General features: G+C 67.1%; 15 protein-coding genes and 1 tRNA gene. 5 read left to right on the top strand and 11 right to left on the bottom strand.

The features are described from left to right. The first annotated feature begins 48 nt into the window (after positions 1-48). Both LC066_RS02140 and LC066_RS02135 read left to right on the top strand, forming a co-directional pair. Positions 49-2,427 carry an ATP-binding protein gene (locus LC066_RS02140; protein ID WP_224896341.1) on the top strand — a complete coding sequence of 793 codons (2,379 nt, stop codon included), beginning with the start codon at positions 49-51 and terminating at the stop codon, positions 2,425-2,427. 320 nt (positions 2,428-2,747) lie between these two features. Further along, a complete protein-coding gene (locus tag LC066_RS02135) occupies positions 2,748-3,923 on the top strand; it encodes a hypothetical protein (protein WP_224896340.1) in 1,176 nt (391 codons plus the stop codon). 154 nt (positions 3,924-4,077) lie between these two features. Here LC066_RS02135 and LC066_RS02130 read toward each other — a convergent pair. The 11 genes from LC066_RS02130 to LC066_RS02080 all read right to left on the bottom strand — a co-directional run bounded on the left by LC066_RS02130 (position 4,078) and on the right by LC066_RS02080 (position 16,302). After that, positions 4,078-4,167: transfer RNA gene (locus LC066_RS02130), tRNA-Ser, on the bottom strand. A gap of 189 nt (positions 4,168-4,356) precedes the next feature. Then, a complete protein-coding gene (locus tag LC066_RS02125) occupies positions 4,357-6,882 on the bottom strand; it encodes a DUF3772 domain-containing protein (protein ID WP_224896339.1) in 2,526 nt (841 codons plus the stop codon). Between the two features lie 24 nt (positions 6,883-6,906). Further along, complete coding sequence (locus LC066_RS02120; protein ID WP_085886755.1) at positions 6,907-7,941, bottom strand: cysteine synthase A; 1,035 nt, start codon at positions 7,939-7,941, stop codon at positions 6,907-6,909. A gap of 56 nt (positions 7,942-7,997) precedes the next feature. Continuing rightward, positions 7,998-9,125 carry an NUDIX domain-containing protein gene (locus LC066_RS02115; RefSeq protein WP_224896338.1) on the bottom strand — a complete coding sequence of 376 codons (1,128 nt, stop codon included), beginning with the start codon at positions 9,123-9,125 and terminating at the stop codon, positions 7,998-8,000. A 4-nt stretch (positions 9,126-9,129) separates the two neighbouring features. Next, positions 9,130-9,576 (bottom strand): TrgA family protein, encoded by a 447-nt coding sequence (locus LC066_RS02110; protein ID WP_224896337.1) that lies wholly within the window; start codon positions 9,574-9,576, stop codon positions 9,130-9,132. 346 nt (positions 9,577-9,922) lie between these two features. Next, positions 9,923-11,341, bottom strand: coding sequence for a cryptochrome/photolyase family protein (locus LC066_RS02105; protein WP_224896336.1), 1,419 nt, complete (start codon positions 11,339-11,341; stop codon positions 9,923-9,925). Between the two features lie 113 nt (positions 11,342-11,454). Continuing rightward, on the bottom strand, positions 11,455-13,128 hold the full coding sequence (locus tag LC066_RS02100; RefSeq protein WP_224896335.1) for a BCCT family transporter: 1,674 nt from the start codon (positions 13,126-13,128) through the stop codon (positions 11,455-11,457). A 13-nt stretch (positions 13,129-13,141) separates the two neighbouring features. Next, the gene (locus LC066_RS02095; RefSeq protein ID WP_222474436.1) at positions 13,142-13,558 is read right to left on the bottom strand and encodes a universal stress protein; all 417 of its coding nucleotides are present in this window, start codon (positions 13,556-13,558) and stop codon (positions 13,142-13,144) included. A gap of 339 nt (positions 13,559-13,897) precedes the next feature. After that, positions 13,898-14,401, bottom strand: coding sequence for a DinB family protein (locus LC066_RS02090; RefSeq protein ID WP_224896334.1), 504 nt, complete (start codon positions 14,399-14,401; stop codon positions 13,898-13,900). Between the two features lie 228 nt (positions 14,402-14,629). Beyond that, positions 14,630-15,760, bottom strand: coding sequence for a 3-dehydroquinate synthase (aroB, locus tag LC066_RS02085; protein WP_224896333.1), 1,131 nt, complete (start codon positions 15,758-15,760; stop codon positions 14,630-14,632). After that, positions 15,757-16,302, bottom strand: a complete 546-nt coding sequence (locus tag LC066_RS02080) for a shikimate kinase (protein ID WP_224896714.1) — start codon at positions 16,300-16,302, stop codon at positions 15,757-15,759. The genes aroB and LC066_RS02080 overlap by 4 nt, the downstream gene beginning before the upstream one ends. 145 nt (positions 16,303-16,447) lie before the next feature. Here LC066_RS02080 and LC066_RS02075 point away from each other — a divergent pair, with 145 nt between their 5' ends. Genes LC066_RS02075 through LC066_RS02065 form a run of 3 tightly spaced genes read left to right on the top strand, consistent with a single transcriptional unit; the run spans position 16,448 to position 19,313 of the window. Continuing rightward, positions 16,448-16,597: a hypothetical protein gene (locus LC066_RS02075; protein WP_198431897.1), complete on the top strand. Its 150-nt coding sequence runs from the start codon at positions 16,448-16,450 to the stop codon at positions 16,595-16,597. Positions 16,598-16,622: 25 nt separating this feature from the next. Beyond that, entirely contained in the window at positions 16,623-18,350 is a 1,728-nt protein-coding gene (locus LC066_RS02070; RefSeq protein ID WP_224896332.1) for a hypothetical protein, read from the top strand. A 3-nt stretch (positions 18,351-18,353) separates the two neighbouring features. Beyond that, positions 18,354-19,313: a site-specific tyrosine recombinase XerD gene (locus LC066_RS02065; protein ID WP_224896331.1), complete on the top strand. Its 960-nt coding sequence runs from the start codon at positions 18,354-18,356 to the stop codon at positions 19,311-19,313. The last annotated feature ends 63 nt before the right edge of the window (positions 19,314-19,376 follow it).

Genomic DNA, 19,376 nt, shown 5'->3' with positions numbered 1-19,376 from the left:
GTGACGCGCCGCAGGCCGGTGCGGACGGCGGCTCTGTCGGAGGTGGCAATGGCCCCCAGGAGCGCACCGAAAGAGACCCAGTCCGGCACCGCAGCAGAGGCGCCGCGGGCTAGCCTGGATGCCGGGGTGATCCGGTTGGCGGTCCTGGCGGCGATCACCGCGCTTTGCCTCGTCGTCATCGTCTATCTGCTGACCGAGGTGCGCCAGAAACTGGATGAGCTTGCCTCCTCGCCCGCCGACAACATGCAATGGAGCCTGGCGCAGCTTGAGGTCGAGTACCTGAAGTTGCAGGACGCTACCTCCCGGGCCCGTCTGGCAGAACTGACACGCGATCCGGGGACACCGATAGCGCGGGAGACGGAGGGGGACGTCTCGGGCTCTGCGGGCCAGATCCAGTCCTTGCCATCGGCGCTGCGCGAATTGCGGCGACGCTATGACATCCTCTACGCCCGGTTTGAAACCCTGGGGACGGCGCCTCTCTACAACCGTGCCCTGCGCCACCCGGCCCTGGGGGGCACTTTCGACCGCATCCGCACCGAAGTCTACGCGCTTGCGCCGCTGATCGACGGCAACGACCCGGCGCTGACCGAGGCGCTTGCGGTCCTTGATGCCCGGCTGGAGGACATGCGCCCGGACCTGCGCCGCATGCTCTCCATGGCGAACCTGCGGCTGGTGGCGCAATCGGATACAGCACGGTTGGACGTTCTCTCGGTCCTGAAGGGGCTGGCGGCGGCCAGCCTTGTCCTGTTGGCTGCGCTGACGGCGATGGTGGTGCTCTTCCGTTCCCTCGCGCGTGTCTCGCAGAAGAGATTGGAGCAGAAGCGCGTGGCCTCGGCGCGCCTCGAAACCATCTTTTCGACCTCGCGGGATGCCATCCTGATGCTCGACTCCCGCGGGCGGATCATCGACACCAACCGGGCCGCGGCAGAGATGTTCGCGATCTCCACCGAACGGGTGATCGGTCAGCCGGTCGGCCGGCTGTTGCGACGCGATGGTACAGACGGCAGCACGGCGATCTCCGGTCGTGCCCTCTTCGACGCCTGCGCCGTTGGCCCGCGCACCGGCTATCGGTTGATCGCCCGACGCTGCGACGGGCAACGCATTCCGGTCGAACTTTCGATGGACAGTTCCGACAGCCAGGGCGCTCCGATCCTGGTCTGCGTGATCCGTGACATTTCACACCAGGTCGCGGCAGAGGCAGAGCTGAAAGCCTCCCGCGACAAGGCCCTGGCGGCCGAACGGGCCAAGGCCAGGTTCCTCGGGGTCATCAGCCATGAGATGCGCACGCCGCTGAACGGCATCCTGGGGGCGATCGACCTGATGGCCGAAAACGACGATCCGGCAGAGGGGCGTCGGTTCCTGGAGGTCGTGCGCGGCTCCGCCCAGACCCTATTGCAACTGGTCAACGACGTGCTGGACATCACCCAGATCGAAGGCGGCGACGTGGCGATCCGGCGCGCGCCTTTCGACCTGGACGCTTTGATCGACGACATTCTGGCCAGCGAGATGCCGCGGGCGCGCGCGCAGGACAACCGGCTGGTCCGCATCGGCGCAGGGCCTTCCGGCTGGGTCTCGGGCGATGCGACACGCCTGCGCCAGGTCCTGCTGAACCTGGTCTCCAACGCGGTGAAGTTCACCCGCTTCGGCTCTATCAGCGTCGAGCCGCGCCGACAGGCGGACCAGGTGGAGATCCTGGTGCGCGACACCGGCATCGGCATGACGATGGAAGAAGCCGCGAGGGTCTTCGACGACTTCGTCCGGCTCGATGGGGCGATCCGTCATCAAATCCAGGGCACCGGCCTGGGCCTGGGGATCGCGCGCCAACTTGCCCGCGCCATGGGCGGTGACATCGAGGTGGCCTCGGCCCCCGGCAAGGGCAGCGTCTTCACTCTGTCCCTGCCGCTTCCGGCGGCCACTCCCCCCGCCGGGCCAACCACCTCCGATACCGAGCCCGCGCCGCGCCAGGCGCCACCGCAGCAGATCCTGCTGGTGGAGGACAATGCCACCAACCGCTTCGTCGCCCGGCGGCTTCTGGAACGCGACGGGCACCGCGTGACCGAGGCCGCGAATGGGCGCGAAGGCGTGGCGGCGGCAGCAGAGGCGGCTTTCGACATCATCCTGATGGATGTCTCGATGCCGGTTATGGACGGGTTCGAGGCCGCCGCTGCGATCCGTGCCGCCCCCGGACCGAACCGGTCGACCCGCATCGTCGCGCTGACCGCCCATGTCGGAGAGGAGGTGACCGAGCGCCTGCGCGCCGCGGGTCTCGACGACGTGGTGGCCAAACCGATCCGCGCCCAGGTCATCCGGCGCCTGCTGGCCGACCACCAGGGCGCACGAGGTCCGTCGCGCCGTCTGACCTTGCCGCAGGAGGCACCACGCCCCGGCCGACCGACAGCGCCACCGGACAACGCGACCGAAGGTTAGGCGGAGCAACATGGGGCTGCGCCGAGGCGCGCACCGGCAGGAGCGGTCTTCGACCTAAGTCACGGTCACACCGCGAGGCCTGCGCCGTTATCAGAGAACCCGGCGAGGAACGCCCGGCCTACTGCATGACAGACTGCGTCGCCCGGAAGCTCTCCCAGCTTCGACACCACTGCGCCAAGGCCTGCTCTGACACAGCTGACGCACGCCGCTGGCGAGGCACGAGCGCCGAAAAAGGGACTTGCCGGATAGGCTCGTGTGACGCACCTAGGGGCGCGCCCCGCCTGGCCGAGCCAGCGCTGCAGACAAAGGAACGACCCAGAATGCCCACCATGCCGCTTGGCCTGAAACGTCTTTACAACAAACGCCTACGCGATCACGCTAGGACGGCAACCCCACGGGAAACCCTGAGCGCCAGCGCCGAAGTCAGAGGGGCCGAGCTTACCGTAGGTTTCGGCAACCGGAGCTTCTTCATCCGCAGGGCGGATCCCTTCGTGCCAGGGGACACGATGCCCGATGCCGCGGTGCTGGGGCTGGCGATCTTGTCGATGTCGCACAATATCGAATTCACGCTGGAGCAGCCGATATCCCCGGCTGCGGCGGGTGTGATCGAACGCCTGGAATACGCGACATACCTGTGGATGATGCCGGGCAACGCCCCGTTGCGGCTGCGCTACGAGGTCGGACAGACGCCGCCCCCGGCTCCGGGCCGACGTGACAAGATCCTGTGCCTAAGCGGGGGCGTCGACAGCACCCAGGCGGCGATCGAAGCAGTGACCGGCCATGGATACACCCACGGTCTGCTGGTGGCTGGAGCGGATTACGCAGGGGCGGCAGAACCTGGCTTCATCGACCTGAAAGACCGGGTGGCCCGCATCGCGGACCGGCTGGGGCTGGAGCTGCTGGTGGTCGAGACCAATATCCGGCAGCTGAAGATGAACTGGAACATGCTCCATACGGTGAACCTGGCCATGTGCCTGAACGCGCTGCAGGACCGCGTGGCGGAAGGCGCCGTCGCCATGGACAACAGCCTGACGCAGCAGCTGGCCCGGCACCCTTGGGGAAACAACTCGGAGATGGTCGCCGCCCTCTCCTCCGAGGCGCTGCCGATCCGGCCCCTGGGGGAACGTGTCACGCGCGTCCAGAAGGTCGGGGTGATCGCAGCCCACGACTCGGCACTGATGACCGACCTTTCGGTTTGCTACCATGACACCTCCACGGGTGGAAACTGCGGGCGCTGCGAGAAGTGCGTCCGCACCCGGCTGGCGATGGTCTGTGCCGGGCTGGAACAGCAGCCAACCTTCCCCAAGACCGAACCGCTGGAGGATCTGGTGTGCAGGATCAAGGTGCGGCGGCGATCTGTTCAGGCGATGCGCGGTCAACTCGTCTTCACCTCGGATATTGAGCGGCGCCTACCGTCTGGCCCGTTGCGGGATGCGGTGTCAGAGCTTGCGGAAAGGGTTTACAAAACCCTGCTGGCCCGAGAGCCCGCACGCTGACCCCATCCACCTCTGCCCGGGGCTGCCTTTGTGCGGCCCCGATGGCAGATCGCGTTGAGCGAACAAAAGGCTCCAAGCGCACGCGAGCCAAGCACGAGCTGATCTCATTCTTTCGGGATGATTTGCCACATCGACCCACACTTCGTGGGGATTATGGCGGAGAGACAGGGATTCGAACCCTGGAGACGGTTTCCCGCCTACACACTTTCCAGGCGTGCGCCTTCGACCACTCGGCCACCTCTCCGTGGCGGTGTCTTTAGCCGGGAAGCGGCGCCGGGTGCAAGGGGCGAAAGACAAAAAACCGCAGGTTTTTTCAGTCCCTTGCAGGAGGCCCTGCGCACATGCCCCGGAAGACCCGGCCCCGGCCCATCCTGGCCTCTGCCGAAGGGGCGATCATGAGACATTTGCGGGGCTCGTCGGATCCGACGCGGGGTCAGCGGTCGCCGCCGCCCCCGTCGCCATCGCCATCGGTATCGGCGCTGCCATCGGGCAAATCGTCCTGGGTCAGGTGGGAGGGTCGCAGCGGCGTCTGCTCTGCCTTTGCCTCGCTGTCCCGCGGCGATTGGGGGGCAACCGGCTGACTGGCCAGGGGTTGCGACGCCTCGCGCAGGGTCTCGGGGTTGCGCAGCCAGATGTCCCGCTGGGCGAAGGGGATCTCGATCTTCTCTTCGCGGAACCGTTCGGCGATGCGGTGGTGCATCTCCGTCTGCACATCGAGGATCTGCGTCACGTCACGCAGGATCGCGCGAATCTCGAAATTCAGGGAGTCGCCGCCGAAGGCGGTGAAGACCACGCCGGGCGGCGGGTTCAGCAGCACCAGCGGCTGTTCCTCGGCCACGTCTTGCAGGATCTTCTGCACCTTGCGAGTGTCGCTGCCATAGGCCACCCCCACGGGCACGATCAGCCGGCCGATCAAGTTGCCCCGGGTCCAGTTCGTGACCTGGTTCGAGATCAGATCGGCATTCGGCACTATCACGTCCGTCCGGTCGAAGGTCTCGATCCGGGTCGAGCGCACGGAGATCGACCGGACGAATCCCATCTGGCCGCCCACCTCGATCCAGTCCCCTTCCGAGATCGGCCGTTCGATCAGCAGGATGATCCCGGAGACGAAGTTCGACACGATGGTCTGCAGGCCGAAGCCGACACCGACGGACAGCGCACCGGCCACGATGGCGAGCGAACTGAGGTCGATGCCCGCCGTAGTGATCGCGATCAGAGCGGCAAGGAAGATGCCGACGTAGCCGAGACCGGAGATCACGGCATTCTGGCCGCCCTTGTCCAGTTTCGTCTTAGGCAGGACGGAGGTGCGCATGGCCCCTTGCAGCAGCCGCGTCATCGCATAGCCGGCGACGAAGACCAGCACGAAGATCAGGAAGTCACCGGGCGAGATATGGGTATCGCCGATATCGAAGCCGGCGCGGAACTGCGCCCAGGCCTCGCCCAGATCGGTGCGACGGGCGCCCCAGATCAGCGCGAAGACCGGCAGCGTCGCGACCGTCAGCGCGAAGCTGAGCAGAACCGGCAGCAACGCTTCGGAGGCGCGTTCGCGGTCGCCGGTGAAGACGACGTAGATCTCTCCCACCAGCTTCTGCAGGATGAGCAGGAAGGACAGCAGCTCCAGCGAATAGAGCATGCGGAAGGTCAGCGCCTGCCCTGCCTGAAGGTAGCCCACGGCAGCCAATGCGGGGCCAAGGACGGCCAGCAGGGCTACCGTCCGTCCCAGAGCCAGGACGATCTGCTGGCGGAAGGACCGGGCGCCGTCCTCATCGTCGGGCTCCGCCCGGCCATGCAGGATGAGGAAACGCGCCACGCGAAGCAGGAACAGCCCCGTCACCACGATCAGCGGGAAGAGCAGAACGCTGCGGGTGGCGGCGTCCCAGCCTTCAAGCGTGATCGCTTCGCGGGTCAGCACGTAAAGCGCCAGGACCAGGCCCAGGACGTTGGCATAGACCCGCCCCTCGCGCAGCTGTGTCTGGCTGATCTGCAGCATCAGCCCGGCGCGTTCCGACACCGGGAAGACATAGGCGGCCAGCCAGCGGGTGAAGAAGAAGAGCGTCCCCGCCCCCACCATGGATCGCGCGATGGTCTCCCCCCGCAGGCCAAGCAGCCCACTGGTGGTGCCCGCCGCAGCCAAGATCGCAAGTCCGGTCACCGGTAGGGCGATCTGCCCCAGGGAAACAATGAAGGAGAACAGCCAGCGCGCCGCCGATTGCTTCTGGTCCAGCACCGACAAAGCCAGCCGTTCGATCCAGCCACGCCCCCGCAGCACCAGCACCATGGCCAGCAGCACTAGGAAGGCGATGACCGGCAGGTTCTGCCGGAACACCTGGCGCTGGTTCGGGTCATTCCAGTTGTCCATCACGTCGCCGGCCAGCGAGGCGGCAAAGGTGGCAACATCCTCCAGCGCGCCGGGCCAATGGCTGGGATCCAGCGGCGACGGCCCGATCTCCATCAGCGCCTGGGTCTGGCGCGCGCGCAGGTTTGCATCGATGGAGCGGATCAGCGCGTCGGCCCGGCTATAGGCGATCTCGGCTCGCCGTGCCGGGCTGGCCAGCTCTTCAAGGCGCGCAGTCAGTTCGGAACGTTGCTCCGCCAGGGCTTCCGGCTCTTCCCCCTCCTCGGGGGCTGGCCCCAGGGTGTCCAGCTGCGCCTGCACGGCACTGATGGCGGCGGAGTTCGCGGATTGCGCGGTTTCAAACCGGCTGCGCCAGTCGACGAGTTCGGCGCGCAGCTGATCGAAGGCCTCCTGCGAGGCGCGGTCGCTTTCGATCGCATCCTCCGCGCGTTGCGCGATGCTTTCCCATTCATCGTAGTCGGAAGCGACCAGCGCGGGCGGTTCGCCCGCCTCGCCCGGCGACTGCGCCGCCCCGTCCAGGGGCAGCGCAACAATGCTCAGAAAGAGGATAAAAAGAGAGGCGCAGAGCCTTGTAAGATCGGGGAAAATCCGGCTCAGGCTCATAGCCTCTCCTTAGGTCGTCAGGTCTCAGGCGTCGGTGAAGACACCGGGGATCGAGCGAGGGGATTCCGTCATCCAGGAGGGTGTCGGCAGGCCCTTTTCGCGCAGGAAGTCAGGGTTGAACAGTTTCGACTGGTATCGGGTTCCGTAGTCGCAGAGTACAGTCACGATCGTGTGGCCCGGCCCAAGTTCGCGCGCCAGGCGGACGGCGCCGGCGATGTTGATCCCCGAGGACCCGCCCAGGCACAGCCCTTCCTGCGCCAGCAGGTCGAAGACGTAAGGTAGCGCCTCCTGGTCCGGGATCTGGTAGGAGAAATCGGGCGTGAAGCCTTCCAGGTTCTTGGTGATCCGGCCCTGGCCGATGCCTTCGGTGATCGAGCCGCCCTCGGATTTCAGCTCGCCCGTGGTGTAGTAGCTGTGCAGCGCCGCGCCCATCGGGTCGGCCAGGGCCACCTTCACGCCCTTCGGCTGCAACGCCATGGCGGTGCCGACCAGTGTGCCACCCGAGCCAACGGCGGCGACGAAACCGTCGACCTTGCCGTCGGTCTGTTCCCAGATCTCCGGCCCAGTGGTTTCCAGATGGGCCTGGCGGTTGGCCACGTTGTCGAACTGGTTGGCCCAGATCACGCCCTTGCTCTCGGTCTTGGCCAGTTCCTGCGCCAGGCGCTCGGAATAGCGGACGTAGTTGTTGGGGTTCTTGTAGGGCGCTGCGGGCACCTGCACCAGCTCGGCCCCGGCCAGACGGATCATGTCCTTCTTTTCCTGGCTCTGAGTCTCGGGGATCACGATGACGGTCTTGAATCCCATCGAGGCGCCGACCAGCGCCAGGCCGATCCCGGTGTTGCCGGCGGTGCCTTCGACGATGGTCCCGCCGGGCGCCAGTTCCCCGCGCGCGATGGCGTCGCGGATGATATAAAGCGCCGCGCGATCCTTGACCGATTGGCCGGGATTGAGGAACTCCGCCTTGCCGAGGATGGTGCAGCCCGTTTCCTCGCTGACGCGCCGCAACTTGATCATGGGCGTATTTCCGACGGCTTGCGCCAGGTCCTGAGCGATATGCATCGGGTCATCCTTCCAAATTCGAGTTGGCACAGATGTATCCGTCGGAACCGTGCAACTCAAGCGGCGCCCCGCAACTCGGAACGCCTGGACGCCAGCCAGAGCAGCGTCAGGACCAGCGGCGCGTTTCTGGCCTCGCCGCTGGACACCAGTTCCATGGCGCGTTCGAAACTCAGGACGTGGGTCCGGATGTCCTCCGCTTCCTCGTCCAGCCCGCCGTGCCCACGCTGGATGTCCGGCAGGCTGCACAGGCCGACATAGCAATGGTGAAACTCGCTCAGGCAGCCGGGCGACGGGTAGCAGGAGGCGACATGGTGCAGCGCGTCGAGGTCCAGCCCGGCCTCTTCCCGCGCCTCGCGGCGGGCGCAGGTTTCGGGGCTTTCGCCGGGATCGACCCGGCCCGCGACAGGCTCCAGCATCCAGGGCACCCCCTCCCCCCGGCCGTAGGGTCCCATGCGGAACTGCTCGACCAGCAGGATGCGGTCGCGCGCAGGATCGTAGGGCAGCACGATGGCGGCATCGGGGGCCAGAAAGACCTCACGCCGGATCGGCTCGGACGGGCCGCCGGCGAAGGTCTGGTGCCGCAGGTCGTAGGTGCGGGCGATGAAATAGCCCGCGTGGTCGTCCTGCTGGTGCAATTCCTGCACCCAGGCATCGGACGGGCCGCTGGCCAGGGCGTGTTTGGCGGGGAACCGCTCTGCTGCCACGCGCGAGGCGGCCCGTGCCCGGATCTGGCCCAGGCGGAACCGCAGGGCGCCGCCGTGGTAGCGGCCGCGCAGCTTCATGATCTCATGGGCGGCGTGACAGGCCTCCTCGCCCGTCGCCTCGGCCCAGCCCTCCAGCGACCAGCGACCGGGGGCCACAGCCTGGGTGCTGTGCTCGGGCCGGAAGGCGCGCGCGGGCACTGGCTGGCCGTCGGCCTCCACCACCACCTCTGCGGGGACCAGCCCGTAGGCATCGGCATAATGGGCGATCCGCGCTGTCATCCCTTCCGAGACATCGCGCAGAAGGATGCCCTGCGTCACCGCGCCCGGATCCTGCACCAGGACCGGCCAGTCATCGCTTTCCCGCGGCGCCGCGCGATAGCCATCCAGCCGGGCCGGCTCTTCCGCCGGGCGACCGTCGGCCACGATCTGCATCATCACCGGCATGCACAGCGGGCCGTAAAGGAACAGGGTTCGGCTCATGGGATCACTTCCAGATGCGGTCGACGAGGCGGGCCATGACGGCCGACAGCAGGCCGCCTGCAAGCAGCGTTGCCAGGATATGCGGGTGCAGCAGGTTGGCGCCCCAGTTGGTCGAGATCGGGATCATGTCGAGGATCGCCTCGATCGGCCCGTCATAGCGCCGCGCCAGCGATTTGCGGAGCGCCTCGTTCCCGGCGAAGACGAAGAAGGCCACCAACAGCATCATGACCAGACCGGTCACCCCGTAGCTGATCACCTGCGATACGCTCGACCGGCGGGTGACGCGGCGACCGATGATGGTCCAGCCGGCCCAGGCGCCGATCGCGGCGCTGACCCAGGGAAAAAGCCCGAAGTCGAAGTTCTCTTCCCAGACCTGCATGACCTGGGTCGATACCAGATACCCCGTCCCGGCCAGCGTGGCCGCCGCGGCGACCTTGCCCATGGTCAGCATGCCCTGCCGTCCTTCTTCGTTAACCCTCTCCTAGGCTTCGCATTTTCGCTGTCTGGATGGCAAGCGTTCATGGCAGCGCGCTTGGCGCATACCTCTGCTGGCGCGCGGGATTAGCATCAGACTCTATCACTTTGACTATGCGCCATTAAGCCACTCTCTTCACGCGCCAGATGACTTTGGGGGCAGGTGCGCGGGCCGATGGCGATTGCCTGCCGTGCGGGCAGCTGGCAATGCCCTCGTGGCGCGGTCTCAGGCCCACGCGGCAGAGTAAGCCGCGCGGAGAGATGCTGGATTAGAAGTTGAAGAAAGTAACTTCATATCTGATGCTTAAGTGGGCAAATTAAAGTCACACATCATCCTTAAGATCCTTGTAAGCTGCCAGCGCCCGCTCCCGGCCTGCCTTCAGATCGACCAGCGGCTTTGGCCGCTCGTCATCGGGCGACAGCTCCCAGGACAGCGGTGCGGCCTCGAAGAAGGCCAGCGCATCCTCGCCCGGGTTGCCCTGTCCTTCGGCCAGCCAGCGGCGGCGATAGGCCTGATCGCGGTCGAACTTCTCCGCCTGGGTGTCCGGGTTGAAGATGCGGAAATAGGGGGCGGCGTCCGGCCCGCTGCCCGCCACCCATTGCCAGCCCATGGCGTTGGAGGCCGGGTCCCAGTCAACCAGGCAGTCCTCGAACCACTTCTGTCCGACCCTCCAGTGCACCAGCATGTGTTTCGTCAGGTAGGAGGCGACGATCATCCGCGCCCGGTTGTGCATCCGCCCCGTCACGAACAGCTCGCGCATGGCGGCATCGACGAAATCCACACCCGTGCGCCCCTGCTTCCAAGCCAGGACGCGATCGTCCTCCTCCTCGCGCCAGGCAAAGCCGTCCCATTCCTCGCGCCAGTTGCGGTCGAGGATCTGCGGCGCGTTGTACATCAGGTGATAGGCGAACTCGCGCCAGACGACCTCCTTCAGGAAGGTCTCGGCGCCCGCCTTGCCGTCCTCCATCGCGCGGCGCCCGGCGTGCCAGCATTGGTGCGGGCTGATCTCCCCCAGGGTCAGGTATTGCGACAGGTCCGAGGTGGCGCCGCTGGCGGGCACGTCCCGCCCGGCCTTGTAGCCCTCGATCCGGTCACGAATGAAGCTGCCAAGCTGGGTCTGGGCAGCCTCCTCGCCTGCCTCGACGTGGCCCGCGACCACGTCACGCCCGCGCCGCATGGGGGCCGAGAGCTTCCAGTCCGCCAGCGCCTCGCTGTCGGGCCAGCTGTCGGGCGCGGGGATCTCGGCGGGGGCGGTGAGGGTTGCGGGCACGTCGCGGTTTCGCACGGCACGCCAGAAGGGCGAGTAGACCTTGTAGTAGCCGCCCTGCCCCGTCTCCACCTCCCAGGGCTCGAACAGCAGATGCCCGGCGAAGCTGCGCGCCTCGATCCCGTCGTCGTGCAGCGCCGCCTTGACCTTGCGGTCGCGGTCCACGGCCTGCGGATCGTACAGGCGATGCCAGAAGACAGCCTCGGCGCCGGTCTCCGCGATCAGCTCCCGCAGAACGTCCAGCGCCTTGCCCGTGCGCAGGATCAGGCGCGCGCCCTTCTCCTCCAGCCGCCTGGCAAAAGCCTCCAGCCCCAGCTCCAGCCGCAGGGCGGGCGCGGCACCCAGATCGGTCACGCTCTTGTCCCGGATCACCACGGGAATCACCGGCCCGCCGCGCGCCACGGCGGCCTCCAGCGCGTCGTGGTCGGTGGTGCGCAGGTCCCGGCGGATCCAGAGCAGGGTCGGTGCAGGCATCTTGGCCCCCTTCGTCGTCTGTTCAGGGGGTTACGTAGCACGAGGGGCGCCCGGATCACTCCGGACGCCCCTCATTTTCGTCTTGGCTCACGCGACCCGCGGGTCGCGGGGCGTCACAGCTCGCGCCGCTCCGCCGCCAGGCCACGCCAGATCGCCCAGCACATCAGCAGAAGCACGATGGTGAAGGGCAGGCCGGTCGAGATGACCATGGATTGCAGCGAGGACAGACCGCCTGCCGAAAGCAGCAGCACGATGGCCACGGCGCCCTCGAAGAGGCACCAGAACACCCGCTGCGGCACCGGCGCGTCGACCTTGCCGCCCGCCGTGATCGTGTCGATCACCAGCGACCCGGAGTCCGAGGAGGTGACGAAGAACACGATGACCAGCACGATACCGATCAGCGAGGTGATCCCCGCCAGCGGCAGGTTGTCCAGCATCTTGAACAGCTGGATCGGCAGATCGGCGTCCTGGGCCGCAGTATAGCCTTCGCGCACCACCTGTTCGATGGCCACGCCGCCGAAGACGGACATCCACAGCACGCAGACCAGCGAGGGGATCAGCAGCACGCAGATGATGAACTCGCGCACCGACCGGCCGCGCGACACGCGGGCGATGAACATGCCGACGAAGGGGCTCCAGGAGATCCACCAGGCCCAGTAGAAGCTGGTCCAGCCCTGCATGAAGTTGACGTCTTCACGACCCACCGGGTTCGACAGCGCCGGCAGGTATTCGATGTAGGCCACCAGATAGTCGAGGAAACCGGTGAGGATGGCGATGGTCGGCCCTGCGATCAGCACGAAGAGCAGCAGCAGGAAGGCCAGGCCCATGTTGATCTCGGACAGGATCTTCACCCCGCCGTCGAGACCGCGCAGGACCGAGACCAGCGCCACGGCGGTGATGCCGGAGATCAGCAGCACCTCGACGGTGTCGTTGATCGGGATGCCGAACAGCTCGTTCAGGCCGGCGTTGGCTTGGGTCGCACCGAAGCCCAGAGAGGTCGCCAGGCCGAAGAGCGTGGCAAAGACCGCCAGGGTGTCGATGATGTGACCCCACCACCCCCAGACGCGATCGCCGAGGATCGGGTAGAAGGCCGAGCGGATGGTCAGCGGCAGACCCTTGTTGTAGCTGAACAGCGCCAGCGCCAGTGCGACGACGGCGTAGATCGCCCAGGGGTGCAGGCCCCAGTGGAAGATCGTCGCGGCCATGCCCAGACGGGTGGCGGCATCGGAATCGCCCTCGGCCCCGCCAAGCGGCGCCCAGTCACTGCGCATCCCGTTTTCGCCCATCGAGACACCACCCATCGAGCTGGAGAAGTGGCTCATCGGCTCCGAGACGCCGTAGAACATCAGGCCGATACCCATGCCGGCGGCAAAGAGCATCGCGAACCAGCCCAGGTAGGTGTAGTCGGGCGTGGCATCCGCGCCCCCCAGCCGGACCGAACCCAGCGGGGTGACGATCAGCAGCAGGCAGAACAGCACGAAGAGGTTGCCGGCACCGATGAAGAACCAGTCGAAGCCCTCGGTCACGGTGCTGAACAGCCAGGAGAAGGCGCTGCCGGCCTGTTCCGGCAGGGCCAGCGTGTAGAAGACGAAGGCCACGATGCACAGGCCCGAAATCAGGAAGACCGGGTTGTGGATGTCGAAGCCGAACGGCCCGAGCTGGCCGTCGATGTTGTCCTGACCGATCTCGTATTCGGTGTCGATGATATCCGCCGCGCCTTCGGGTGCGGGAATGCCCATCTCTTCCATGTCGGTCGAGGTGTCATTCTCGTTTTTGTTGTCGCTCATCGCGTTGCTCCCCTCAGCTGCGCACGATCATGACCGAGCACTTGGCGTGTCCGGCCACACGTCCGCCGTTCGACGGCCAGACGTAATCGGTGATGTTGGGAATATGGCTGGCCATGACCACCAGGTCGGCCCCGGTTTCGTCAACGGCCTTGATCAGCTCGTGGTCGATCTCGACGGCAACGTCGTGACCCACCATCATGTGGCCCGAGGCGGTCAGGCCATTGGCCTCGCCCTGCTCCTTCGCGAAGGCCTCCAGCTTGCCCCGGTACTCGTCCGGGGTATGGGCGATGGAGCCCGGCAGCGCCGAGGTGACGCCGACATAGACGATCTCCGCCCCGAAGGTCTGGGCCAGCTTGGCGGCCACCTCCAGCGATTTCGTCAGACGGTCCGCGTGGGTCAGATCCACGGGGACCATGATCTTGGAATACATTGTCGCCTCCTTGTTCGGCGGGACATGGATGGCAGGTGTTTCTGTGACACCCTCGCGCGCCCTCATGCAGTCCCGCGGTTCCTGGCAGGCCCCTGGGGCCCCGCCTCCCTGAAAGGTAACGACTCGTTAACACGTGCGTGATCGAAAGCCGATGCGATTGGGTGCAAAAACGACATTCGCATGTCGGTTTTCAGAGTCGTCTGGTTGTCATAGGCAAATTAGTCCGGCCCCCGAAAAGGAAAGAGCCTAACGGGAGGTTAACAGAGAAAAGCAGGAAAATCGCGGTCGCGATGTGTCATGGGCCAAGTCTGTGGGGCCGTGAAAGACTCCATGCGGCCCTCAGGCCTGCGGCATCAGGAAGAGGTCCGTCGCGCCAGGGTCCTCTCCGGCGGCGGTCAGCATGGCGTGGATCTGTCCGCGATGATGGGTCTGGTGGTTGAAGATATGCATCACGATCCCGGCCATGGGGCGGCGCTCCTCTCGGCCGGTGCTGCCCGAGAACCAGGTCAGATCCCCCGTCAGATCGAGGGCACCGAGACCCTCCGCCCAGAGCCGCAACCGTCCGTCCATGCGGAACCGCTCCGCCTGCCAGGCGGCCAGCGTCGGTGCCATCTTCGGGCTTTCTGCCACTCCGACGTCAGGCTTAGGCAGATCGGTCAGCCGCGACAGCCACATGGCGTCGGCCCAGAGCAGATGATTGGCCGTGCCCAGGATCGACCCGAAGAAGGCGCCCCGATCCTGGCTCAGCGCCTCCGGCGACAAGTGCGCCATCGCCTCGGCCATCTGATCGTTCTGCCAGGTGTTGTAGCGCGCCATGGTCTGGCAATAGGCGGGGGTAATCATCGCGTCACGGCCTCTCGGGTCATCCCATGACGGGATAACAGCCCGCAAATGCTCCGAATGCAAGACCGGGCCGCGCAAAGGCCCGGCGGTCTCGCCCCTCAGGTCGCATCGTGTGCAGACTGGGCACGCAGCCGGGGCCGCTCATTCCAGAGACCGCTGAGGTTTGCCCTGTATCGATATGAAAACACGACTACTTTCGCCGCCCTTCAAGCGAAACTTGAGGTGCAGTCAGCGCAGTGCCAGAGCCTCGTCGAGTACCGTCTTCACCGTCTCGCCCGGGACATCGGAGGTCACGAAGGCCTCGCCGATCCCGCGCGCCAGGATGAAGCGCAGCTTGCCGTCGACGACCTTCTTGTCCTGCGCCATCAGCGCCAGCAGGCCTTCGGCGTCCGGCAGATCGCCCTCGATGTCGCGCAGATCCACCTTCATCCCCATGTCGCGCAAATGCGCGCGCACCCGGCTGGGCGCCTCCTGGGAACACAGGCCCAATTTCGACGACAGCTCGAAGGCCAGGGCACAGCCGATGGCCACCCCTTCACCATGCAGCAGCCGGTCGGAATAGCCCGTTGCGCTTTCCAGGGCGTGGCCAAAGGTATGGCCGAGGTTCAGCAGCGCCCGATCACCCTGCTCCGTCTCGTCACGGGCCACGATGGCGGCCTTCATCTCGCAGCTGCGCTTCACCGCCATGACCCGCGCGGCCATGTCGCCCGAGGCCAGCTTGGGCCCCATCGACTCCAGCCATTCGAAGAACAGCAGGTCGCCCAGCAGGCCGTATTTCACCACCTCGCCGTAGCCCGCGAGGAAATCGCGCGGGGTCAGCGTGCCCAGCACGGCGGTATCGGCCAGCACCAAAGATGGCTGGTGGAAGGCGCCTACCAGGTTCTTGCCCTGGGCGCTGTTGATCCCGGTCTTGCCGCCGACCGAACTGTCGACCTGCGCCAGCAGGCTGGTCGGGATCTGCACGAAGCGCACGCCCCGGCGCAGCACCGCAGCCGCAAAGCCCGCGAGGTCCCCGATCACACCACCGCCGAAGGCCACGACCACGTCGGAGCGTTCCACCTTCTGTTCCAGCAGCCATTCGACTGCGCGGGTGAAATGCGGCCAGGACTTCGTCGCCTCGCCGGCTGGCAGCGTGAGGGCGACCATCTCGATGCCGGATGCCGCCAGCCCCTCGCGCAGCGCCTCCAGGTGCAGCCCCGCGACCGTCTCGTCGCTGATGACGGCAACACGGGGACGGCGCAGCAGAGGGGCGATATGGGTGCCCGCCTCGGCGATCAGGCCGGGGCCGATCTGGATGTCATAGGCGCGCGCGCCAAGCTCGACCGTCAGGGTCTCGCGGGGGGATTGGATCTCGGTCATTTCGCCTCCAGAACGTCGGGCCGCGCGGTCAGCGCCTCCACCACCTTTTCCGCCATGTCATGCACGGAATAGTCGGCCTGCGCCTTCACCGACAGGTCGGACAGCGCATAGATCGGCACCCGCGTCTCGTAGAGCTGGCGCAGGGTGGCGCGCGGGTCGGGCGTTTTCAGCAGCGGGCGGGTATCGCGGTGGCGGACCCGCGACCACAGCAGGTCCAGGTCCGCGTCCAGCCAGACCGCCACCCCACGGGAGGAGATCAGCGCGCGATTGCCTTCTGCCATGTAGGCGCCGCCGCCGGTGGACAGGATCGCCGGCGCTTCCTCCAGCAGCCGGGCGATCACCTGGCGTTCCTTCTGGCGGAAGAAATCCTCGCCGTCGCGGGCAAAGATCTCGGCGATGGTCATGTTGGCGGCGGCCTCGATCTCGGCGTCTGAATCACGGAAGCCAACGCCCAGGATCTGCGCCACAGCCTTGCCCACGGCGGTCTTTCCGGCGCCCATCATGCCCACCATCACGACGCTTTTACGCAGCTTCCAGCCCATAACCTCCACCGGGGTGCTTGACGGCAAGGGAGCGCTCTTCGGCGCCGCACTGCCTTTTGAATATTTTCGCGCCTGAATGACGTGATCTTGCGGAAAAGGCCAGTTATAAGTTGCCGAAACGACAGGCGAACGGGACAACGAATTCATGCTGCGCATCCTCAAATGGCTGCTTTATCTCGCCCTTCTGGGCGGAATCGCGCTGGTGGCCTATGCCTATCTCGGACCCTGGCTCGGGGCGGATTTCGCCCCGCCCGTGGAAGAGATCCGCGCCCCCCTGGTGCTGGATGCGGGCTGACCCAGCGGTCTTCCGCCGGTGCGGGGTGCTTGCGCTCTGTCTGGCCCCTTGGCTGATCGCCCTGCCCGCTGCCGTCGCGGCACAGGGAACGGCGGCTGATCCGCGCCTCGGCAGCGGTCCCGCCCCGGCCTACGGGCTGGAGCAGATGCGAAGGGCCGACCCTCTGGACATGACGCAGAGCCTGCCGGTAACGCAGCCCGACCGCCGCCCCCAGGCCGTGCGGGGCACGGGTGGCGAGGCGTCCGCGCCGATGTCCGCGATCGACTGGCTGGATGCGCTGCCCCAGGCCGGCATCGCCCGTCCCGGCGCGGACGGGGCCGCACCTTTCGATGACAGCGGTGACATCGCCGAAAGCGCCCTGGCGCCCGAGGTGCGCACGCTGACCCTGTCGGCCTCCGACGCGGGCGCCGTGGGCCTTTTGCCAGCCTCCGTCACCGGCCTGCCGACGTCCCTCTGGGAAGGCGCCGAAACCGCCGCGCTGATCCGCCGGATCGAGCGGCTGGAGGTGGACCGGCTGCCGGCGATGCAATCGCTGCTTTATACCCTTCTGCTGGCCGAGGCCGATCCGCCAGATACCAGCGGGCCGCAGACTGAGGACGACCCGCTGCTGCTGGCGCGCATCGACAAGCTGGCCGATCTTGGCGCGCTGGACCCGGCGATGGCGCTGATCGAACGGGCGGGCCAGACCCGCAGCCCGGCGCTGTTTTCGCGCTGGTTCGACCTGTCGCTGCTGTCGGGGCTGGAAAGCCAGCCCTGCCGCCGCATCGCAACCGATCCCGACATCGCCCCAAGCCAGTCCGCCCGGATCTTCTGCATGGCGCGCAACAGCGACTGGGACACCGCCGCGCTGCTGCTGGAGACGGCCGGCGCGCTTGGCACGCTTGAGGCATCGGAAGAACGGCTGCTGACCCGTTTCCTGCACGTCGATCTGGACGACGGCGCCGTGCCCCTGCCGCCGCCGACCGAGGTGACGCCCCTGCTCTTCCGCCTGTCGGAGGCGATCGGGGAACCGCTGCCCACCTCCGATCTGCCGCGCGCCTATGCCTATTACGACCTGCGTGGGCGGGCCGGTTGGAAAGCCGCGCTGGAGGCCGCCGAGCGGTTGGCCCGCACCGGCGCCCTGCCGGAAAACCGACTTCTTGGTCTCTATTCCGGAGGGCGCCCCTCGGCCTCGGGCGGAATCTGGGACCGGGTGGCGGCATTGCAGGCCTTCGACGCGGCCATCGGCGCGCCCCGGCCAGACAGGGCGTCGGTGCGCGAAACCTTGCCCCCCGCCTGGGAGGCGATGCAGGTCGCACGGCTGGAAACCTCCTTCGCCGCCCTCTACGCCGGTCGCCTGGCGACCTATGCGGCAGAAGGCGACGCGCCGGGCCGGATCGCCCTGCGCACGCTTCTGCTGGCGCCCAACCCGACGGATCACCTGGACGCGCTCAGCCCGCGCACGCCGACCGAGGCTTTCCTGCTGGCCCTGGCCCGGGGCCGCCCGGACCAGGTCGAGGCGCCGTCGGAACGCGCCCGCATCGTCGCGCGCGGATTTTCCGCCGAAACCGAGCTGCCGCCGCGGCTGGCGCGGCTGATCGATGACGGCCGTCTGGGCGAGGCGATCCTGGAGGCGATGCAGCTCTACAGCTTCGCCATGGAGGGCAACGTCGGCGACACCGCCCCGGCCATTGCCGCCTTCCGCGCCCTGGGACTGGAGGAGACGGCGCGCGCCGCCGCCCTGCAGATCCTGCTGCTGGACGACAGGGGCTAGGCGATGGCGTCTGCGGATCACTGGATCTCGGCCTTTCTCGACGCCCAGGCGGCGGAATCGGGGGCGGCGCACAACACCCTGCTGGCCTACGGGCGGGATCTGAAGGATGTGCAGGACTGGCTGCAGCGGCGCGGCCTGGACTGGGCCATGGCGTCCCGCGCCGATGTGGAGGCCTACCTGGTGCATTGTGACGCTCAGGGCTTCTCCCGCGCGACCCGCGCCCGGCGCCTGTCGGCGATCCGCCAGCTTTACCGCTTCGCCTATGACGAGGGGCTGCGCGCCGACAACCCGGCGATCCAGATAAAGGGCCCGGGCCGGACGAAAAGCCTGCCCAAGACCCTGTCGCTGGAGGAGGTCGACGCCCTTCTGGCCGCGGCGCCCACGCAGGGACGGCGCGCCGAAGACCGGCTCCGCAACACCTGTCTGATGGAACTGCTCTATGCCACCGGCATGCGGGTGACCGAACTGGTCTCCCTGCCCGTCGCAGCGGCTCGCGGCACGCCGGAGATGCTTCTGGTCCGGGGCAAGGGCGGCAAGGAACGGCTGGTGCCGCTCTCGGCGCCCGCGCGCGCGGCGCTCGGCGACTGGCTGCGGGCGCGCGACGCGGAACAGGAGGCCGCGCGGCTGAAGGGCGTGCCGGAATCGCGGTTCCTCTTCCCTTCCCGCTCGGCCGAGGGGCATCTGACACGGCACCGGTTCTACCTGCTGATCAAGGAGATCGCGGTGGCCGCCGGTATCTCCCCCGAGAAGGTGACACCACACCGCCTGCGCCACGCATTCGCCACCCACCTGTTGCAGAACGGCGCCGACCTGCGCGCGATCCAGAGCCTTCTGGGCCATGCCGACCTGGCCACCACCGAGATCTACACCCACGTCCTGGAAGAGCGGCTGCGCGAACTGGTCGAAGATCACCACCCGCTGGTCGCAGGATCCCGCGCGAAGGATCCGGACGGCACGACCTGATCGCCCCTGTCGTCGCCTTTTCACCGCATCCGCCGCAAGGGACGCGCGTTCGGCGGCCCGCGC

The organism is Pseudooceanicola marinus (assembly GCF_020177265.1).
Classification (GTDB): domain Bacteria; phylum Pseudomonadota; class Alphaproteobacteria; order Rhodobacterales; family Rhodobacteraceae; genus Pseudooceanicola; species Pseudooceanicola marinus_A.
The sequence above is the reverse complement of the archived record's forward strand: the minus strand, read 5'-3'. Positions and strand labels throughout refer to the sequence as shown.

Bases quoted from the DNA above. Each gene is read 5' to 3' on its own strand.
- LC066_RS02140 (WP_224896341.1), top strand. From the start codon at position 49: ATGGCCCCCAGGAGCGCACCGAAAGAGACCCAGTCCGGCACCGCAGCA.
- LC066_RS02135 (WP_224896340.1), top strand. From the start codon at position 2,748: ATGCCCACCATGCCGCTTGGCCTGAAACGTCTTTACAACAAACGCCTA.
- LC066_RS02125 (WP_224896339.1), bottom strand. From the start codon at position 6,882: ATGAGCCTGAGCCGGATTTTCCCCGATCTTACAAGGCTCTGCGCCTCT.
- LC066_RS02120 (WP_085886755.1), bottom strand. From the start codon at position 7,941: ATGCATATCGCTCAGGACCTGGCGCAAGCCGTCGGAAATACGCCCATG.
- LC066_RS02115 (WP_224896338.1), bottom strand. From the start codon at position 9,125: ATGAGCCGAACCCTGTTCCTTTACGGCCCGCTGTGCATGCCGGTGATG.
- LC066_RS02110 (WP_224896337.1), bottom strand. From the start codon at position 9,576: ATGCTGACCATGGGCAAGGTCGCCGCGGCGGCCACGCTGGCCGGGACG.
- LC066_RS02105 (WP_224896336.1), bottom strand. From the start codon at position 11,341: ATGCCTGCACCGACCCTGCTCTGGATCCGCCGGGACCTGCGCACCACC.
- LC066_RS02100 (WP_224896335.1), bottom strand. From the start codon at position 13,128: ATGAGCGACAACAAAAACGAGAATGACACCTCGACCGACATGGAAGAG.
- LC066_RS02095 (WP_222474436.1), bottom strand. From the start codon at position 13,558: ATGTATTCCAAGATCATGGTCCCCGTGGATCTGACCCACGCGGACCGT.
- LC066_RS02090 (WP_224896334.1), bottom strand. From the start codon at position 14,401: ATGATTACCCCCGCCTATTGCCAGACCATGGCGCGCTACAACACCTGG.
- aroB (WP_224896333.1), bottom strand. From the start codon at position 15,760: ATGACCGAGATCCAATCCCCCCGCGAGACCCTGACGGTCGAGCTTGGC.
- LC066_RS02080 (WP_224896714.1), bottom strand. From the start codon at position 16,302: ATGGGCTGGAAGCTGCGTAAAAGCGTCGTGATGGTGGGCATGATGGGC.
- LC066_RS02075 (WP_198431897.1), top strand. From the start codon at position 16,448: ATGCTGCGCATCCTCAAATGGCTGCTTTATCTCGCCCTTCTGGGCGGA.
- LC066_RS02065 (WP_224896331.1), top strand. From the start codon at position 18,354: ATGGCGTCTGCGGATCACTGGATCTCGGCCTTTCTCGACGCCCAGGCG.